Source organism: Pseudomonas sp. GV047, from assembly GCF_003058245.1.
Lineage (GTDB): Bacteria > Pseudomonadota > Gammaproteobacteria > Pseudomonadales > Pseudomonadaceae > Aquipseudomonas > Aquipseudomonas marginalis.
Genome location: NZ_QCWA01000003.1, coordinates 291,391 through 305,756, shown reverse-complemented (window position 1 = coordinate 305,756; position 14,366 = coordinate 291,391). Strand labels below are relative to the sequence as shown.

15 protein-coding genes are annotated in these 14,366 nt (G+C 60.9%); 4 read left to right on the top strand and 11 right to left on the bottom strand.

The genetic code is table 11. The annotated features are described in order from the left end of the window. Nucleotides 1–28 precede the first annotated feature (28 nt). The 3 genes from C8K58_RS09750 (at nucleotide 29) to C8K58_RS09740 (ending at nucleotide 3,531) form a co-directional block, all read left to right on the top strand. Nucleotides 29–1,447 (top strand): FAD-dependent oxidoreductase, encoded by a 1,419-nt coding sequence (locus C8K58_RS09750; protein ID WP_027605000.1) that lies wholly within the window; start codon nucleotides 29–31, stop codon nucleotides 1,445–1,447. Nucleotides 1,448–1,689: 242 nt separating this feature from the next. Beyond that, nucleotides 1,690–2,757: a uroporphyrinogen decarboxylase gene (gene hemE, locus C8K58_RS09745; RefSeq protein ID WP_027604999.1), complete on the top strand. Its 1,068-nt coding sequence runs from the start codon at nucleotides 1,690–1,692 to the stop codon at nucleotides 2,755–2,757. A gap of 195 nt (nucleotides 2,758–2,952) precedes the next feature. Further along, nucleotides 2,953–3,531, top strand: coding sequence for a cytochrome b/b6 domain-containing protein (locus C8K58_RS09740; protein ID WP_098480511.1), 579 nt, complete (start codon nucleotides 2,953–2,955; stop codon nucleotides 3,529–3,531). Here the strand turns inward: C8K58_RS09740 and C8K58_RS09735 are convergent. The 3 genes from C8K58_RS09735 to C8K58_RS09725 all read right to left on the bottom strand — a co-directional run bounded on the left by C8K58_RS09735 (nucleotide 3,489) and on the right by C8K58_RS09725 (nucleotide 6,701). Then, nucleotides 3,489–4,133 (bottom strand): retron system putative HNH endonuclease, encoded by a 645-nt coding sequence (locus C8K58_RS09735; RefSeq protein ID WP_081744406.1) that lies wholly within the window; start codon nucleotides 4,131–4,133, stop codon nucleotides 3,489–3,491. The genes C8K58_RS09740 and C8K58_RS09735 overlap by 43 nt on opposite strands. Continuing rightward, nucleotides 4,130–5,395, bottom strand: a complete 1,266-nt coding sequence (locus C8K58_RS09730) for an AAA family ATPase (protein ID WP_027604997.1) — start codon at nucleotides 5,393–5,395, stop codon at nucleotides 4,130–4,132. The genes C8K58_RS09735 and C8K58_RS09730 overlap by 4 nt, the downstream gene beginning before the upstream one ends. Nucleotides 5,396–5,471: 76 nt before the next feature. Then, complete coding sequence (locus tag C8K58_RS09725) at nucleotides 5,472–6,701, bottom strand: MFS transporter (protein WP_371914546.1); 1,230 nt, start codon at nucleotides 6,699–6,701, stop codon at nucleotides 5,472–5,474. Between the two features lie 172 nt (nucleotides 6,702–6,873). Between C8K58_RS09725 and C8K58_RS09720 the strand changes: the two genes are divergently transcribed. Further along, nucleotides 6,874–7,767, top strand: coding sequence for a LysR family transcriptional regulator (locus tag C8K58_RS09720; protein WP_108573656.1), 894 nt, complete (start codon nucleotides 6,874–6,876; stop codon nucleotides 7,765–7,767). Between the two features lie 64 nt (nucleotides 7,768–7,831). On the opposite strand, the gene C8K58_RS09715 is transcribed toward C8K58_RS09720, so the two are convergent. From C8K58_RS09715 to C8K58_RS09680, 8 genes are read right to left on the bottom strand one after another with little or no spacing between them, the layout of a single operon-like run. Then, nucleotides 7,832–8,278 (bottom strand): hypothetical protein, encoded by a 447-nt coding sequence (locus tag C8K58_RS09715; RefSeq protein WP_065946649.1) that lies wholly within the window; start codon nucleotides 8,276–8,278, stop codon nucleotides 7,832–7,834. 26 nt (nucleotides 8,279–8,304) lie between these two features. Then, entirely contained in the window at nucleotides 8,305–9,531 is a 1,227-nt protein-coding gene (locus C8K58_RS09710) for a beta-ketoacyl-ACP synthase (protein ID WP_027604993.1), read from the bottom strand. Beyond that, entirely contained in the window at nucleotides 9,531–10,259 is a 729-nt protein-coding gene (fabG, locus tag C8K58_RS09705) for a 3-oxoacyl-ACP reductase FabG (RefSeq protein WP_027604992.1), read from the bottom strand. Before fabG ends, C8K58_RS09710 begins: the two co-directional genes overlap by 1 nt. Further along, nucleotides 10,256–10,717 carry a hotdog family protein gene (locus tag C8K58_RS09700; RefSeq protein WP_065940800.1) on the bottom strand — a complete coding sequence of 154 codons (462 nt, stop codon included), beginning with the start codon at nucleotides 10,715–10,717 and terminating at the stop codon, nucleotides 10,256–10,258. Before C8K58_RS09700 ends, fabG begins: the two co-directional genes overlap by 4 nt. Further along, a complete protein-coding gene (locus C8K58_RS09695; protein WP_108573655.1) occupies nucleotides 10,714–11,880 on the bottom strand; it encodes a beta-ketoacyl-[acyl-carrier-protein] synthase family protein in 1,167 nt (388 codons plus the stop codon). Before C8K58_RS09695 ends, C8K58_RS09700 begins: the two co-directional genes overlap by 4 nt. Further along, a complete protein-coding gene (locus C8K58_RS09690; protein WP_108573654.1) occupies nucleotides 11,877–12,359 on the bottom strand; it encodes a hypothetical protein in 483 nt (160 codons plus the stop codon). The genes C8K58_RS09695 and C8K58_RS09690 overlap by 4 nt, the downstream gene beginning before the upstream one ends. Next, nucleotides 12,356–13,090 (bottom strand): class I SAM-dependent methyltransferase, encoded by a 735-nt coding sequence (locus C8K58_RS09685; RefSeq protein ID WP_108573653.1) that lies wholly within the window; start codon nucleotides 13,088–13,090, stop codon nucleotides 12,356–12,358. The genes C8K58_RS09690 and C8K58_RS09685 overlap by 4 nt, the downstream gene beginning before the upstream one ends. Continuing rightward, on the bottom strand, nucleotides 13,087–14,334 hold the full coding sequence (locus C8K58_RS09680; RefSeq protein WP_098480506.1) for an NAD(P)/FAD-dependent oxidoreductase: 1,248 nt from the start codon (nucleotides 14,332–14,334) through the stop codon (nucleotides 13,087–13,089). The genes C8K58_RS09685 and C8K58_RS09680 overlap by 4 nt, the downstream gene beginning before the upstream one ends. Between the last annotated feature and the right edge of the window lie 32 nt (nucleotides 14,335–14,366).

The following is a 14,366-nucleotide window of genomic DNA, read 5'->3' as shown; positions in this document are numbered from 1 at the left end:
CGCCTGAAGAGTTTGATGAGGTTTTAACATGGCTGAACGTCTGAATAACGACTTCCAGTTCATCGATGTCGGGCGCAAAGATCCGAAGAAGAAACTGTTGCGTCAACGCAAGAAAGAGTTCGTGGAAATCTACGAACCCTTCAAACCCCAGCATTCGGCCGATCAGGCCCACCGCTGCCTGGGTTGCGGTAACCCGTATTGCGAATGGAAGTGCCCGGTGCACAACTTCATTCCCAACTGGCTCAAGCTGGTGGCCGAGGGCAACATCCTCGCCGCCGCCGAGCTGTCCCACCAGACCAACACCCTGCCGGAAGTCTGCGGCCGGGTGTGCCCGCAGGACCGTCTGTGCGAGGGTGCCTGCACCCTGAACGACGGTTTCGGCGCGGTGACCATCGGTTCGGTGGAGAAGTACATCACCGATACCGCGTTCGCCATGGGCTGGCGTCCGGACATGTCCAAGGTCAAGCCGACCGGCAAGCGTGTCGCGATCATCGGTGCGGGCCCGGCGGGCCTGGGCTGTGCCGACGTGCTGGTGCGCGGCGGCGTGACCCCGGTGGTGTTCGACAAGAACCCGGAAATCGGCGGCCTGCTGACCTTCGGTATCCCCGAGTTCAAGCTGGAAAAGACCGTGTTGAGCAATCGCCGCGAAGTCTTCACCGGCATGGGCATCGAGTTCCGCCTGAACACCGAAATCGGCAAAGACGTGACCATGGAGCAGCTGCTCGCCGAATACGATGCCGTGTTCATGGGCATGGGCACCTACACCTATATGAAGGGCGGCTTTGCCGGTGAGGACCTGCCGGGCGTTTACGACGCGTTGGACTTCCTGATCGCCAACGTCAACCGCAACCTGGGCTTTGAAAAGTCGCCGGAAGATTTCGTCGACATGAAAGGCAAGAAGGTCGTGGTCCTCGGCGGCGGCGACACCGCGATGGACTGCAACCGTACCTCGATCCGCCAGGGCGCCAAGTCGGTGACCTGTGCGTATCGTCGTGACGAAGCCAACATGCCCGGCTCGCGCAAAGAGGTGAAGAACGCCAAGGAAGAAGGTGTGAAGTTCCTCTACAACCGTCAGCCGATCGCCATCGTCGGTGAAGACCGCGTCGAAGGCGTGAAGGTGGTCGAGACCCGTCTCGGCGAACCGGACGCCCGTGGCCGTCGCAGCCCCGAGCCGATCCCGGGCTCCGAAGAAATCATCCCGGCCGACGCCGTGGTCATCGCCTTCGGCTTCCGTCCAAGCCCGGCGCCGTGGTTCGAGCAGTTCGAGATCCAGACCGACAGCCAGGGCCGCGTTGTCGCCCCGGAACAAGGCCAGTACAAGCACCAGACCAGCAACCCGAAAATCTTCGCCGGTGGCGACATGGTGCGCGGCTCTGACCTGGTGGTGACGGCGATCTTCGAAGGCCGCAATGCCGCCGAAGGGATCCTGGACTACCTGCAAGTCTGACCCTGATCCCAGGTTGAAAGGGGATCAAAATGTGGGAGGGGCTTGCTGTGGTGAGCGGGCTTGTCCCGCGCCGGGCTGCGAAGCAGCCCCTTTGATCTGCGGTGAACCCGACGGGGGGCAAGCCCCCTCACCACAGCTAGCTACCGCGACAAATTGACCCGATAGACAAAAGGCACCGCTCTTGCCGTGCCTTTTGCGTCGCGCTCTGAGAAAATGCCCGCACTTTTTTTGCGGATGCCGACATGACTGCCCTCAAGAACGACCGTTTCCTTCGTGCCCTGCTCAAGCAACCCGTGGACGTCACCCCTGTGTGGATGATGCGCCAGGCCGGTCGCTACCTGCCGGAATACCGCGCCAGTCGCGCCCACGCTGGCGACTTCATGAGCCTGTGCATGAACCCGGAGTTCGCCTGCGAAGTCACGCTGCAGCCACTGGATCGCTACCCGCAACTGGATGCGGCCATCCTCTTCTCCGACATCCTCACCATCCCCGACGCCATGGGCCAAGGCCTGTACTTCGAGACCGGTGAAGGCCCGCGTTTCAAGAAAGTCATCAGCACCCTGGCCGATATCGAAGCCCTACCGATCCCCGACCCGCACAAAGACCTCGGCTACGTGATGGACGCCGTCAGCACCATCCGCCGCGAGCTGAACGGCCGCGTGCCGCTGATCGGCTTCTCCGGCAGCCCATGGACCCTGGCCACCTACATGGTCGAAGGCGGCTCGTCGAAAGACTTCCGCAAGACCAAGGCCATGCTCTACGACAACCCGCAAGCCATGCACCTGTTGCTGGACAAGCTGGCCCAGTCGGTCACCTCCTACCTCAACGGCCAGATCATGGCCGGTGCGCAAGCCGTGCAGATCTTCGATACCTGGGGTGGCAACCTGTCGGCGGCGGCGTACCAGGAATTCTCCCTGGCCTACATGCGCAAGATCGTCAGCGGCCTGATCCGTGAACACGAAGGCCGTAAAGTGCCGGTCATCCTGTTCACCAAGGGCGGTGGCCTGTGGCTTGAAAGCATCGCCGACGCTGGCGCGGATGCACTGGGCCTGGATTGGACCTGCGATATCGGCGAAGCCCGTCGTCGTGTCGGTGGCAAGGTCGCGCTGCAAGGCAACATGGACCCGACCGTGCTGTACGCCAAGCCGGAAGCGATCCGCACCGAAGTCGGCCGCATCCTGGCCAGCTACGGTACAGGCAGTGGCCACGTGTTCAACCTCGGCCATGGCATCACTCCGGAAGTGAACCCGGACCATGCGGGTGCCTTCCTGCAGGCCGTGCACGAGCTGTCAGCGCAATACCACCCGTAATACTCCCGCCTGAATCGGATCCCCCTTTGCCTGGCGAAGGGGGATTCGCTGCGTTTCAGCGTTCGTTAAGTCCTGCCTTGGTAATGTGGATGCTTTGGGATTTCTCCTACAGCCTCCGGTAACTTGCCTCGGTAAAAATCCTACCCGACTCTTCCTCTCGCCAGTGCATGGCGTTCATTGTCAGGTGATCTCAGGATGAACACTTCAGCGTATTCAACGAGCCAGAAACTGCTGCATTGGGTTTCGGCTGTCATTATTGTGTGGGCGTTATTGTCGGGTTTTTTCGTGGCTGTATTCAGCGTGCCCGCCTCGGTCAAGGCGTGGGTGGCGTTCTTCAATGTGTCGCTGACCACTGTCTATATTCCGGTGTTTGTCTTGCGGGTCTATTGTTCCTTTGCCCACGGCCTGGACTTTTCCGTCAAGCGAACACCGCAGGAATACCTGGCGTTGCTGGTTCACAAGGCCATGTACCTGGTGCTCGCCGTGGTGTTGGCGACCGGCGTGCTGATGATGGATCGCCCGATCAATATCTTTAACCTGCTCTCCATCGCCCCCCTCGACCACGACCCGGCCCGCATCGCCCTGTATACCCGTGTGCATGTGCTCTCGTGTGTGGGGTTGCTGCTGATGCTGGTCCTGCATATCGGCGCCGTAGTCATGCATGAGCGCCGGGGCAAGCGGGTGATGGCGCGGATGTCTTTTGAGAAGACATCCGGTGCTGTGCTCGGGGATCAGGGTGTCAGAATTTGTTCTGCAAATCGTGCAACCACATGATCGAAGGCTTGCTGATTACCGAGTTCTGTCGCGCGTAATGCAGTCGTAATGGTTTTGAAGTCCTCGTCAGTGGCCTGGGCAACAAATGCCGGATCGAATACGCGCTCTAAGGCATCTTGTCGGCGGTTGTTCAGATAGGCGATATCCAAGGCTAGGACTTCGATCATTTTTGTTGCTGGCGAGTCATTGGTATCTGTCGCTTGGATTTGCCCCGTCAATAGATAGCGGAAGCGCAGTTCACAACCGTCCTCGGTGGGCGAGATATGTTCAGCTTCATCAAACCAATTGCCTTTGACGTGCCCGCAATGCAAAGGCGAACCGGGCTTGGTTTCCCTGATGCAGGAGGCATGAAGGTTTTGGTATTCAAGCGCCAGCTCTTCGAAATGCTCCTGGGGACGGAAGTGTTCGATGTGGCTGGATGCAGCATCAATATCTCTGCCGCAGTAACAACAAAAGCCACCTTGTTCCAGCAATAAGCTGACATGCAGTTCACGTTTTTCGGGATTCTGCAGCGTAGAGTATGTGGGTACCCATTCGTCGTTGATTGAAGCTTTCCACTGACTAAAAGAAGCAGGTTCAGTTCCTTTGAACACTTGTTTCATTTTCCGAGTATCTCCTTGCGGCGAATCAGCGCTTGGGCACCAGCAAATTCGGGTAGGTCTGGCGCTAGTTTTTTAAGTGCTTGGAGCTGGGTTTTGGCCTTTTCCAGTTCGTTATCTTCGATGGTGCTGAATAGTTCGCTTAGAAGTACTTCTACTTTTGGCTCGCGCTCGGAGACACCCATGACTTCTTCAAGGATTCGGCTGGAGTCTAACCCATAAGTAACGCGGGGATGAGAGGGGGATTCATTAGTTAAGAGAATGACTTCTCCTGGCCTGAGACTACCAATAATTTGAGGCGAGTGACTGGCTGCGATGAATTGGATTTTAGGGAATAGTTTTTTCAAAGTCGAAGCTATTGTCCGCTGCCATCCAGGGTGCAAGTGGATGTCCAGTTCGTCGATTATGACAATTCCAGTTGTCTCTTCTAAAACTTTATTTTTTAAGTGTGGATTGAGTAGGCACATTCGCCGAGCTATGTCAGAAACCATTGCCAGCATGCCGCGCTGTCCATCGCTCAAACTGTTAAAAGTTAAGCTTCTGTTGTTTTCAAAATGCACCAGTAAGCTGCGAATACCAAGGTCGTACTCAATCCCTTTTGCGTCAGGTAGAGCGTGGGTCAGCGCTGAATTTATCAGTTGGAGCTCGTCATTGAACTTGGGTGATGCTGTGGAACGAGACATTTTCTGAAGGCGTTCTAAGGTTTTTCCAATAAGCCAGCTTTCAAATGTTTCTAGATTTGCAGAGGCATCAAACCAGTCTTTGTAGGCGTCTAGTCTTGAGGGTTGTTGGCGTGCTGCGAATTCAACAGATATATCAGACGAATTCCATCGGCGGTCAGCTCGATAAAAAGCCATGAGCGGGAGATCAACAATGTTTTTTGATGATGGGTTGAGGATATCAATTGAACTGTTGAGTACTGGGATATCAAAGACCTTGAGTTGACCTTCACGTACCAACGATTCATTCCAAGCCGCGCGGCCGAAAGCGGAGCCGACAGCATCCAGTGTCACGGGATATATACGTTCAAACCTATAGCGACCCTCGAACTCTTGGATTTCGAACCTTGCATCTTGGTTTGATATCTGAAGAGCCGCTCCCCCCAATGACGATGAAAACGAATACAGGCTTGCCGCCACCGCCTGCAACAACGAAGTCTTACCGCTCCCATTCACCCCCACCACCAGGTTAAAACCCGGCTGAAAGTCAAAAGTGGCATCTTCGTAGCAACGAAAATTCTGAATATGAAGCTGGTCCAGGCGCATTCTGGCTTTCCTTTACCAAGACTGACGAATGCCGACAGTGTACCTTGGCTCGTCGGAACCGCCAGAGGTGCAGGTGTTACGCGCTTTTTGCGCTCCCCAACGGCGGCAACTTCGCCAGTTTCAACGCCACCAGCAACGCACCCATCAACAGCGCCACGATAAACGCGCCGATGCCGTTCCATCCGCCGAAGTGCCAGAAGAAGCCGCCCGCTGTCCCGGCGATGCTTGAGCCTACGTAATAGCAAAAAAGATACAGCGACGACGCCTGCCCCTTGGCTTTCACCGCGCGGCGCCCGATCCAACTGCTGGCCACCGAGTGGGCGCCAAAGAAGCCGAAGGTGAAGATCAGCATGCCCGGCACCACCAGCCACAGTGGGGTGAACAGGGTCAGGGCCATGCCGCCGAGCATCAGCACGATGGTGGCCCAGAGCACGCGGCGGCGGCCGAGGCGGTCGGCCAGGGAGCCGATTTTCGCCGAGCTGTAGATGCCCGAGAGGTACACCAGCGACAGCAGGCCCACCAAGGCCTGGCTCAGGCCATACGGGTCGGCCAGCAGGCGATAGCCGATGTAGTTGAACATCGTCACGAATGCGCCCATCAGCAGGAAGGCTTCAAGGAACAGCCACGGCAGGCCGGCATCCTTGAAATGCATGACGAAGCCATCCACCAGGCTGCGCGGCTTGAGGCTGCTGGCGCGGAAGTTGCGCGATTCGGGGAGGATCTTCCAGAACACCGTGGCGGCAATCAGCGCCAGGGCGCCGATGATCAGCATTGCGGTGTGCCAGCTGACGAAGTCGATCAGTACACCGATGATCAGGCGTCCGCTCATGCCCCCGATGGCGTTGCCGCCGATGTACAGGCCCATGGCCAGGCCAATGTGCTGGGGGTGGATTTCTTCGCTCAGGTACGTCATCGCCACGGCAGCCAGTCCGCTCAAGGACAGGCCCACCAGCGCACGCATCAGCAGAATCCCTTCCCAGGACGGCATCAGGCCGCTGGCGATGGTCGCCAGCGCGGCGCAAAACAACGCGGCGACCATCACCGGTTTGCGGCCCAGGGTGTCGGAAATCGGCCCGGTAATCAGCAAGCCCAGCGCCAGCATCGCCGTCGCCACTGAGAGGATCAGGCTGCTTTGTGCCGCATTGATCGAGAACTCGTGGGACAGCGCCGGCATCATCGGCTGTACGCAATACAGCAGGGCGAACGTGGCGAAGCCGCCGGAGAACAGCGCCAGCACCGTGCGCATGAACATCGGCGTGCCTTTTTCGATGTATGCGTCATTGAGCTGCGCCACCACCTCATCCAGGGCGGTGGGCGGGACGTCTTGGGCGAATGGAGCGACAGCAGATTTCACGGAGACCTCGGGGAGGAAAAGCCTGCCAGGACTGGCAATGCAAAAAAGAATATAGCTGGCTAATGATTCTTTCCAATATATTGTTCGACCCGTTTGATAGCTTTTACGACCTAATGAGGCTGGCATGGAACTACGTCACCTGCGGTACTTCATTGCCGTTGCCGAAGAACTGCACTTTGGCCGTGCCGCGCAGGTGCTGGGCATCTCGCAACCGCCATTGAGCCAGCAGATCCAGGCACTGGAGCAGGAGGTGGGCGCGCGCTTGTTTGAGCGTACCAATCGTCGGGTCGAACTGAGCGAGGCCGGGCGCTTGTTCCTGCACGAGGCGCGGTTGGTGCTGGCCCAGGTCGACAAGGCGGCGGACGTGGCCCGCCGTGCGCAGTTGGGGGAGCTGGGCGAGTTGAAGATCGGCTTCACCTCGTCGGCGCCGTTCAACTCCAGCATCCCGCAGGCGATCTTCGCGTTTCGCCAAGCCTTCCCGGCGGTGCACCTGAACCTGCAGGAAATGAGCAGCACCGAAGTGGCCGAATCGCTGGTGGATGAGTCGATCCAGGTTGGGCTGATGCGTCCGCTGCCGTTGCCGGACTCATTGAGTGTGATTGAGCTGATGCGCGAACCGCTGGTTGCCGTATTAAACGCTGACCACCCCTTAGTGGAGGGCAGTGAGCGTGGCCTGCACCTTGCGCAACTGGCGGAGGAACCCTTTGTATTTTTCCCTCGCACCTACGGCAGTGGCCTGTACGCCCAACTGCTCAACCTGGCCCGTGATGCCGGCTTCAGCCCGCACTTCGCCCAGGAAGCGGGGGAGGCGATGACCATCATCGGGTTGGTGGCGGCGGGCTTGGGCGTGTCGGTGCTGCCGGCGTCGTACCAACGGATACGCATCGATGGCGTGGTCTATCGCACCTTGTTGGATCAGGAGGCGGTGACGGCGGTATGGCTGGTGCAGCGCAAAGGCGCACAAACGCCGATGGCGCAGGCGTTTGTGGAGTTGTTGACGCGCAAGGCGGTGCAATAACTCACCGCCAACGGGCTCTCTGTGGCAAGCCCGCTCGCCACAGAGGATGTGCCCGGCCTTGGTTTTACTTCGACGTTCCCGTCTGCTCAAACAACTGCGCTGCCGACCCTGCCTCACCACTCACGCCATTGCTGCGCAGTCCCGCCATGATGTCGCTGTCCAGGTTGTTCACCCAACGGTTGTAGTTGCGATGGATCTTGCCGTCCTTGTAGCCCAGTTGGCGGCTGTCGCGGTAGGTGATGGCGTAGCTGTTGCGGGTGTAGCGGATGTCGATGGCCGCGTAGTACTGGTTGCGCACGATGATTTCGGCCTGTACCAGTTGCGGGCTCAGGCGTTGCACTGTCCAATCGCGTTTTTGCAGGGCGTTGACGATCACCTTTTTCATCTTTTCTTCGCTGACCTGGGCGTCGGCCGGCAGGTCGTGCTGGGTGTTGAGGACCGGCTTGCTGGTGCAGCCGGCGGTGACCAGCAGAGCCAGGGTGATCAGGGTGACGCGTAGCAAGGAAGACATTCCGTATTCTCCAATCGATTAAAAAGTCAGGACCAGCGGCGGAAGATCAACGAAGTATTGACGCCGCCAAAGGCAAAGTTGTTGTTCATCACGTAGTCGTGGTGCATCTCGCGGAATTCACCCTGCAGGTAATCCAGCTCGCCGCATTGCGGGTCGACGGAGTCCAGGTTGAAGGTGTGCACGTATTGGTCGCGGTTCATCATCTCGATGCTGAACCACGATTCCAGCGCACCGCAGGCGCCCAAGGTGTGGCCGAGGAAGCTTTTCTGCGAGCTGATGGGCATGCGGCTGCCGAACAGGCTGCTGGTAGCCTGGGTCTCGGCGATATCGCCCTGGTCGGTGGCGGTGCCGTGGCCGTTGACGTAGCCGATGGCGGCCGGCTCCAGGCCCGCATCTTCCAGGGCCAGCTCCATGGCGCGGCGCATGGTTTTCTGTTCCGGGCGCGTGGTGTGCTGGCCGTCGGCATTGCTGCCGAAACCGACGATCTCGGCATGGATATGCGCCCCCCGCGCCAGTGCGTGTTCCAGCTCTTCGAGCACCAGCATGCCGCCGCCTTCGCCGATCACCAAGCCATCGCGGCCGCTGTCGTAGGGACGTGGACTGGTCTGCGGCGCATCGTTCTTCAGGCTGGTGGCATACAGCGCGTCGAACACCATGGCTTCGGTGGGGCACAGCTCCTCGGCGCCGCCGGCGAGCATCAACGGCAGGCGGCCGAACTTGATCGCTTCATAGGCATAGCCGATGCCCTGGCTGCCGCTGGTACACGCGCTGGACGTGGGGATCAGCCGCCCGGTGAGGCCAAAGAAGATGCTGATATTCGCCGCTGTGGTGTGGGGCATCATGCGCACGTAGGAGTTGGCGTTCAGCCCCTCGGCCACCGAGTTCAGCAACATATTGCCGAAGGCCTTGATCTCATCGGTACTGCCGGTGGACGAGCCACAGGCCACGCCCATGCGCCCGTCCTTGATCGACTCGTCACCGAGCAAGCCCGCGTCCTGCAACGCCTGCTCCGCCGCCCACACCGCCAGGCGCGAGACGCGGCCCATGCTGCGCAGCTGCTTGCGCGTCCAATGGGCGGGCACGACGAAATCATCGACCGGCCCGGCCAAGCGCGTGTTCAACTCGGTAAAACGCTCCCACTCGTCCATGCGTCGGATGCCGCTGCGGTTGGCGCGGAAGTTGGCGGCGATGGTGTCCCAGTCGCTGCCCAGGGAGGTCACGCCGGCCATGCCGGTGACGACGACGCGTTTCATCAGCACAGGCCTCCATTCACGGCCAGGACCTGGCGCGTGATATAGCCGGCTTCGGCCGACATCAGGAAATTCACCGCACCGGCGACTTCTTCCGGGGTGCCCATGCGTTGCGCCGGGATCATCTTCATCAGTTCTTCCACCGGTACGTTTTCATCCAGCATGGCGGTGTCGATCAAACCGGGGGCGACGCAGTTGACGGTGATCCTGCGCTTGCCCAGTTCGATGGCGAGGGCCTTGGCCGCACCGATCAGGCCGGCCTTGGAGGCGCTGTAGTTGACCTGGCCACGGTTGCCGATCAACCCGGAGACCGAGGTGATGCACACGATACGCCCGGCTGCGCGACGACGAATCATCGGCATCATCACCGGGTGCAGCACGTTGTAGAAACCATCCAGGTTGGTGCGCATCACCACGTCCCAATCGTCTTCCGACAGGGCCGGGAAGGCACCGTCGCGGGTCAGGCCGGCGTTGAGCACCACGCCGTAATAAGCACCGTGTTGCTCAACATCGGCTTCAAGGATCTGCTTGCACGCGGCGCGGTCCGCCACATCGAATTGCAGCACCCGCGCCTGGCGGCCCAAGGCCTCGATCTCGACCTGTACCGCGCAGGCTTCGGCGTGACCGCTGCGGCAATGCAGCACGATGTCATGCCCGGCCTGGGCCAGGCGCAGGGCAATGGCGCGGCCGATGCCACGGCTGGAGCCGGTGACCAGTACGGGTTCAGTCATGGCGTTTCGTCCTTCGATTCATCTAAATAGTTGGCCGCCTGGGGCGGTCGAAATACATTCAGGCGCGCACTGGCCTGGATACCGCTACCGGTGAGGTGGCATTCGAACACACCCATGCCGTTGTCGTCTTCCAGGGAACGCAGGCCGTGGATGTTCAACTCGGCGCCGGCCGGGAAGTGTTCCACGTTGCACTCGAACTTGCGTGTGCCGAGCAGGAAGCCCAGTTCCACCGCTTCACCCTTTTGACGGGCGCGGCAGCCGGCGTAGGCGGCGACGCTCTGCGCCATCAACTCGATGCCGACCCAGGCCGGCAGGCTGCCGTCAGGGCGGTTGAACAGGCCGCCGGGCTTGACGGTGAGGCGGGTGTGAATCTGCTCTTCATCGAACGACAGCACCTGGTCGATCAGGATCATGTCGCCGGCGTGGGGCAGCAGTTCGGCGAGTGGCCAATCGGTCATGGGGCCTCTCCGATTATCAGGCTGACATTGTTGCCGCCGAAGGCAAACGAGTTGCTCATCAGGCAGCGTTTTTCCAAGGTGTCCCCCGCCTGCGCCCATTGCAGGGCGGGCAGCGCGGGGTCGGCCTGGCCGTCCCACACATGGGGCGGCACCCGGCCATGGGCCAGGCTCAGCCAGCAGAACGCGGCTTCCAGCGCGCCGGCCGCGCCCAGGGTGTGGCCGCTCATGGGTTTGGTCGACGAGCAGACCACGCCGTCGGGGAACAGGCTGGCGACGGCCAGGCTTTCCATGGCGTCGTTGTGTTGGGTGGCGGTGCCGTGCAGGTTCAGGTAGCCGATCTGCCCGGGCTGCACGTTCGCACTGGCCAGGGCCTTGCGCATCGCCTGCAACGCGCCTTTGCCGGTGGGTTCCGGCGCGGAGATATGGTGCGCATCGCAACTCGCACCGCTGCCCAGCAGGGCGATCGCCGCAGGCGCTTTAGTCATCAGGAACAGCACCGCCGCTTCGCCGATATTGATGCCGTTGCGGTTCACCGAAAACGGGTTGCAGCGTTCATTGGACACGGCTTCCAACGCGCCGAACCCATTGAGGGTCAGCTTGCACAGGCTGTCGACGCCGCCGCAGAGCACCGCGTCGCACACTCCCAGGTCGAGCAGGCGTTGTGCGCTCATCAAGGCCCGGGCGCTGGAGGTGCAGGCGGTGGAAATCACATAGGCCGGGCCGCTCAGTTGCAGCCAGTCGGCGAGAAAATTCGCCGGGGCGCTGAGTTCCTGTTGCTGGTAGTCGTAGTCGCTGGGGAAGTGCTGATCGCGCAGGTACTGGGCGATTCCACGGCTGGCTTCGTCGATGCCGGAGGTGCTGGTGCCGAGCACCACCCCGACCCGCGAGGCGCCATAGCGGTGGATCGCCTGGCGAATCTCGCCCTCGATCTGCAGCGCCGCCTCCAGCAGCAGTTGGTTATTGCGGCTGCTTTGCTGGCCGAGCTCTGTCGGAATGGTCGCCAGCTCGCCGTGCACACTGCCTACCGGCAGCGTGCGCTCCGGCACCCAGCCGCTTTCGGCACGCATCCCCGAGCAGTCGCCGGCAAACAGGCTGCGACTGACGGCGGCCTGGCCACGGCCGAGGGCGCAAATCACGCCGAGGGCATTGAGGTAGGCGCTCATCGGGCGGCACCGAGTGGCGTGATGCGGTAGCTCAAGGGCTGGTCGCTCATGTTCACACTGAAGACTTCTGACGATTGGTAGACGATCTGCCAATGGCCCGGCAGGGTCCGCGTGAGGTCCATCGCCTGGGCGCCGGGGTAGAGCGCGCGTACGTCATCGGCCGAGGCCAAGGCAAACAACAGTGCGGCAAACAGCTCGCGCGCCTGGGGATTGGGCGGCAACAGACCGTCGGCCTGCCACTGGCCATCGATCAGTTTCTGCCGGGCCTGGGGAATGCCCAGGGGGTCCATCATCGACCAGCGGATTGCGCCGCCTTCGCGTTGGATCACCAGCAGCCAGTCCTGGCTCTGGCCGTCCGCCAGGCGCTGCACATGCAGCTGTAGCGGCAAGGCCAGGGCCGGGGTTTTTTCAGGCAGCGGCGCCTGGTTGGCGCAGGCGCTCAGCAGCAACAGGCAACCGATCAACAGGCTGCGCATCATGGTGCGGCGCTCGCCAGGGGTTTGCGCGCCACGCAGTTGACCAGGGTTTCCTCACGCTGGCCCACCGGCGGCGGGGTACGCAGGCCCCATCGCTCCAGCAGGCCGAAGTCGCGGGAACGGCTCCACCACAGGTAGGGGTACGAAACGTTCTGCGGGCCGAACTCAAAGCCCTGCTCGCGGAGCATCTGCAGGTACTCTTCGGCGCTTTTCTGCACATGCATGGGATGGCGGAACAACCAGCGAATGACCCAGGTGTCGATATAGGCTTCGGTGGATTCGGCAAACAGCAAGTAACCGCCCGGCTTGAGCACCCGGTAGAACTCCTTGAGTGCGCGATGCTGTTCAACCAGGTGATGGAAGGTCTGGTGGCAGAACAGGATGTCGACGCTGGCGTCCGGCACATCGAGGGTGGCGCAGTCACTGCCGATCAATTCGATGGCCAGGCCCTGGCGCGCGGCTTCGGCCTTGCTCAGCTCCAGGCTGTGGGGGTCGGCATCCAGGCCGATCAGGCGCGCGGGGGCAAACACCTGTTGCAAGTACTGGAATGACTTGCCCTGGCCGCAACCGGCGTCCAGCAGCACCGGCGCCTCGGGCAACGGGTCGGTGAACAGGCTGCGCAGGTCGTTGATTGCCACGCGCAATACATGGTGCTGCCAGGTATGGCTGCGCAGGAACCAGAAGCCGAAGCGGGTTTCTTCGACGTAGTTTTTACTCAGGTATTGAGACGTCATACCGGTTCACTCGCACAAATTTCCGACAACATCCGCAAACGTCGCTTGGGCTCGCTGACAAACGGGTTGCGTTCGTCCCACGCGTAACCTGCGAGGATCGAACTGATCATCCGGCGAATGTCCGGTGAGCTGCCGGGGTGGAAAATCACATCCTGGAAGGTGCCTGCATACCAGCCTTCGACATAGCAGCGGAAGGTGTCGACACCGCGCTTGAGCGGCTCGGCAAACTCGGTTTGCCAGTCCACGGTCTCGCCTTTGAGCTGACGATGCAGCACGCCGGCGGCCATGCTCGCCGAGCGCATGGCGATGGTCACACCGGAGGAGAACACCGGGTCGAGGAATTCCGCCGCATTGCCCAGCAGCGCAAAGCCGGGGCCGTGCAGGGTTTTGACGTTGGCCGAGTAGCCGCCGATGGTGCGCGCCGGCGTATCCCATACGGCGTTGTCCAGCACGCCGGACAAACTCGGGGTTTCGTCGATAAAACCGCGCAGGCAGGCGTCGAGGTCCGCGTCGCGCGCGTCGAAATGCGCCTTGGCCGCGACCACGCCCACCGAGCAGCGACCGTTGCTGAACGGGATGGTCCAGAACCAGATATCGCGCTTCGTAGGGTGCGTGGTGACCAGGATCTTGGTGCGGTCGAAGCCTGGGTGTTCGATGCGGTCTTCAACGTGGGTGAACACCGCCTGGCGCAGCGGGAAATTCGACGGCGCCTCCAGGTCGAGCAGGCGCGGCAGCACGCGGCCGTAGCCGCTGGCATCGAGCACGAACTTGGCCTTGATGTGGTACTCGCTGCCGTTCTCGCGGCGCACATGCAGGTAGCGGCACTCACCGGAGAAATCCACGCCGACGATGGTTTCGCCGTAGCGGATGTCGACGCCTTGCTGGGCGGCCTGATCGGCCAGCAACTTGTCGAACTCGCCGCGCTGCACCTGGAAGGTAGTGGGCTTGCCGTTGCTGAAGGTGTCACCGAAATCGAACGCGCTGTAACGCTCGCCCCAGGCAAACGCGGCACCGGTTTTTACCTGGAATCCCGCCGCTTGCACGGCGTCGAGCATGCCGGCCTCTTCGATGAAATCGATGCAGTGCGACAGCAGGCTTTCTCCGATCGAGAAGCGCGGGAAATGCTGGCGCTCGATGATCAATACATCATGCCCTTTGCGTTTGAGCAGTGCGGCGGCAATCGCGCCGGATGGCCCGGCACCAATCACCACCACCTGGCGACGTTCCATTTCAACTATGGGCACGAGGGCTCCTTGCCGCTTTGGCGATAACTACA

Excerpts from the sequence above, each read along its gene's own strand:
- C8K58_RS09750 (WP_027605000.1), top strand. The coding sequence starts at position 29 with ATGGCTGAACGTCTGAATAACGACTTCCAGTTCATCGATGTCGGGCGC.
- hemE (WP_027604999.1), top strand. The coding sequence starts at position 1,690 with ATGACTGCCCTCAAGAACGACCGTTTCCTTCGTGCCCTGCTCAAGCAA.
- C8K58_RS09740 (WP_098480511.1), top strand. The coding sequence starts at position 2,953 with ATGAACACTTCAGCGTATTCAACGAGCCAGAAACTGCTGCATTGGGTT.
- C8K58_RS09735 (WP_081744406.1), bottom strand. The coding sequence starts at position 4,133 with ATGAAACAAGTGTTCAAAGGAACTGAACCTGCTTCTTTTAGTCAGTGG.
- C8K58_RS09730 (WP_027604997.1), bottom strand. The coding sequence starts at position 5,395 with ATGCGCCTGGACCAGCTTCATATTCAGAATTTTCGTTGCTACGAAGAT.
- C8K58_RS09720 (WP_108573656.1), top strand. The coding sequence starts at position 6,874 with ATGGAACTACGTCACCTGCGGTACTTCATTGCCGTTGCCGAAGAACTG.
- C8K58_RS09715 (WP_065946649.1), bottom strand. The coding sequence starts at position 8,278 with ATGTCTTCCTTGCTACGCGTCACCCTGATCACCCTGGCTCTGCTGGTC.
- C8K58_RS09710 (WP_027604993.1), bottom strand. The coding sequence starts at position 9,531 with ATGAAACGCGTCGTCGTCACCGGCATGGCCGGCGTGACCTCCCTGGGC.
- fabG (WP_027604992.1), bottom strand. The coding sequence starts at position 10,259 with ATGACTGAACCCGTACTGGTCACCGGCTCCAGCCGTGGCATCGGCCGC.
- C8K58_RS09700 (WP_065940800.1), bottom strand. The coding sequence starts at position 10,717 with ATGACCGATTGGCCACTCGCCGAACTGCTGCCCCACGCCGGCGACATG.
- C8K58_RS09695 (WP_108573655.1), bottom strand. The coding sequence starts at position 11,880 with ATGAGCGCCTACCTCAATGCCCTCGGCGTGATTTGCGCCCTCGGCCGT.
- C8K58_RS09690 (WP_108573654.1), bottom strand. The coding sequence starts at position 12,359 with ATGATGCGCAGCCTGTTGATCGGTTGCCTGTTGCTGCTGAGCGCCTGC.
- C8K58_RS09685 (WP_108573653.1), bottom strand. The coding sequence starts at position 13,090 with ATGACGTCTCAATACCTGAGTAAAAACTACGTCGAAGAAACCCGCTTC.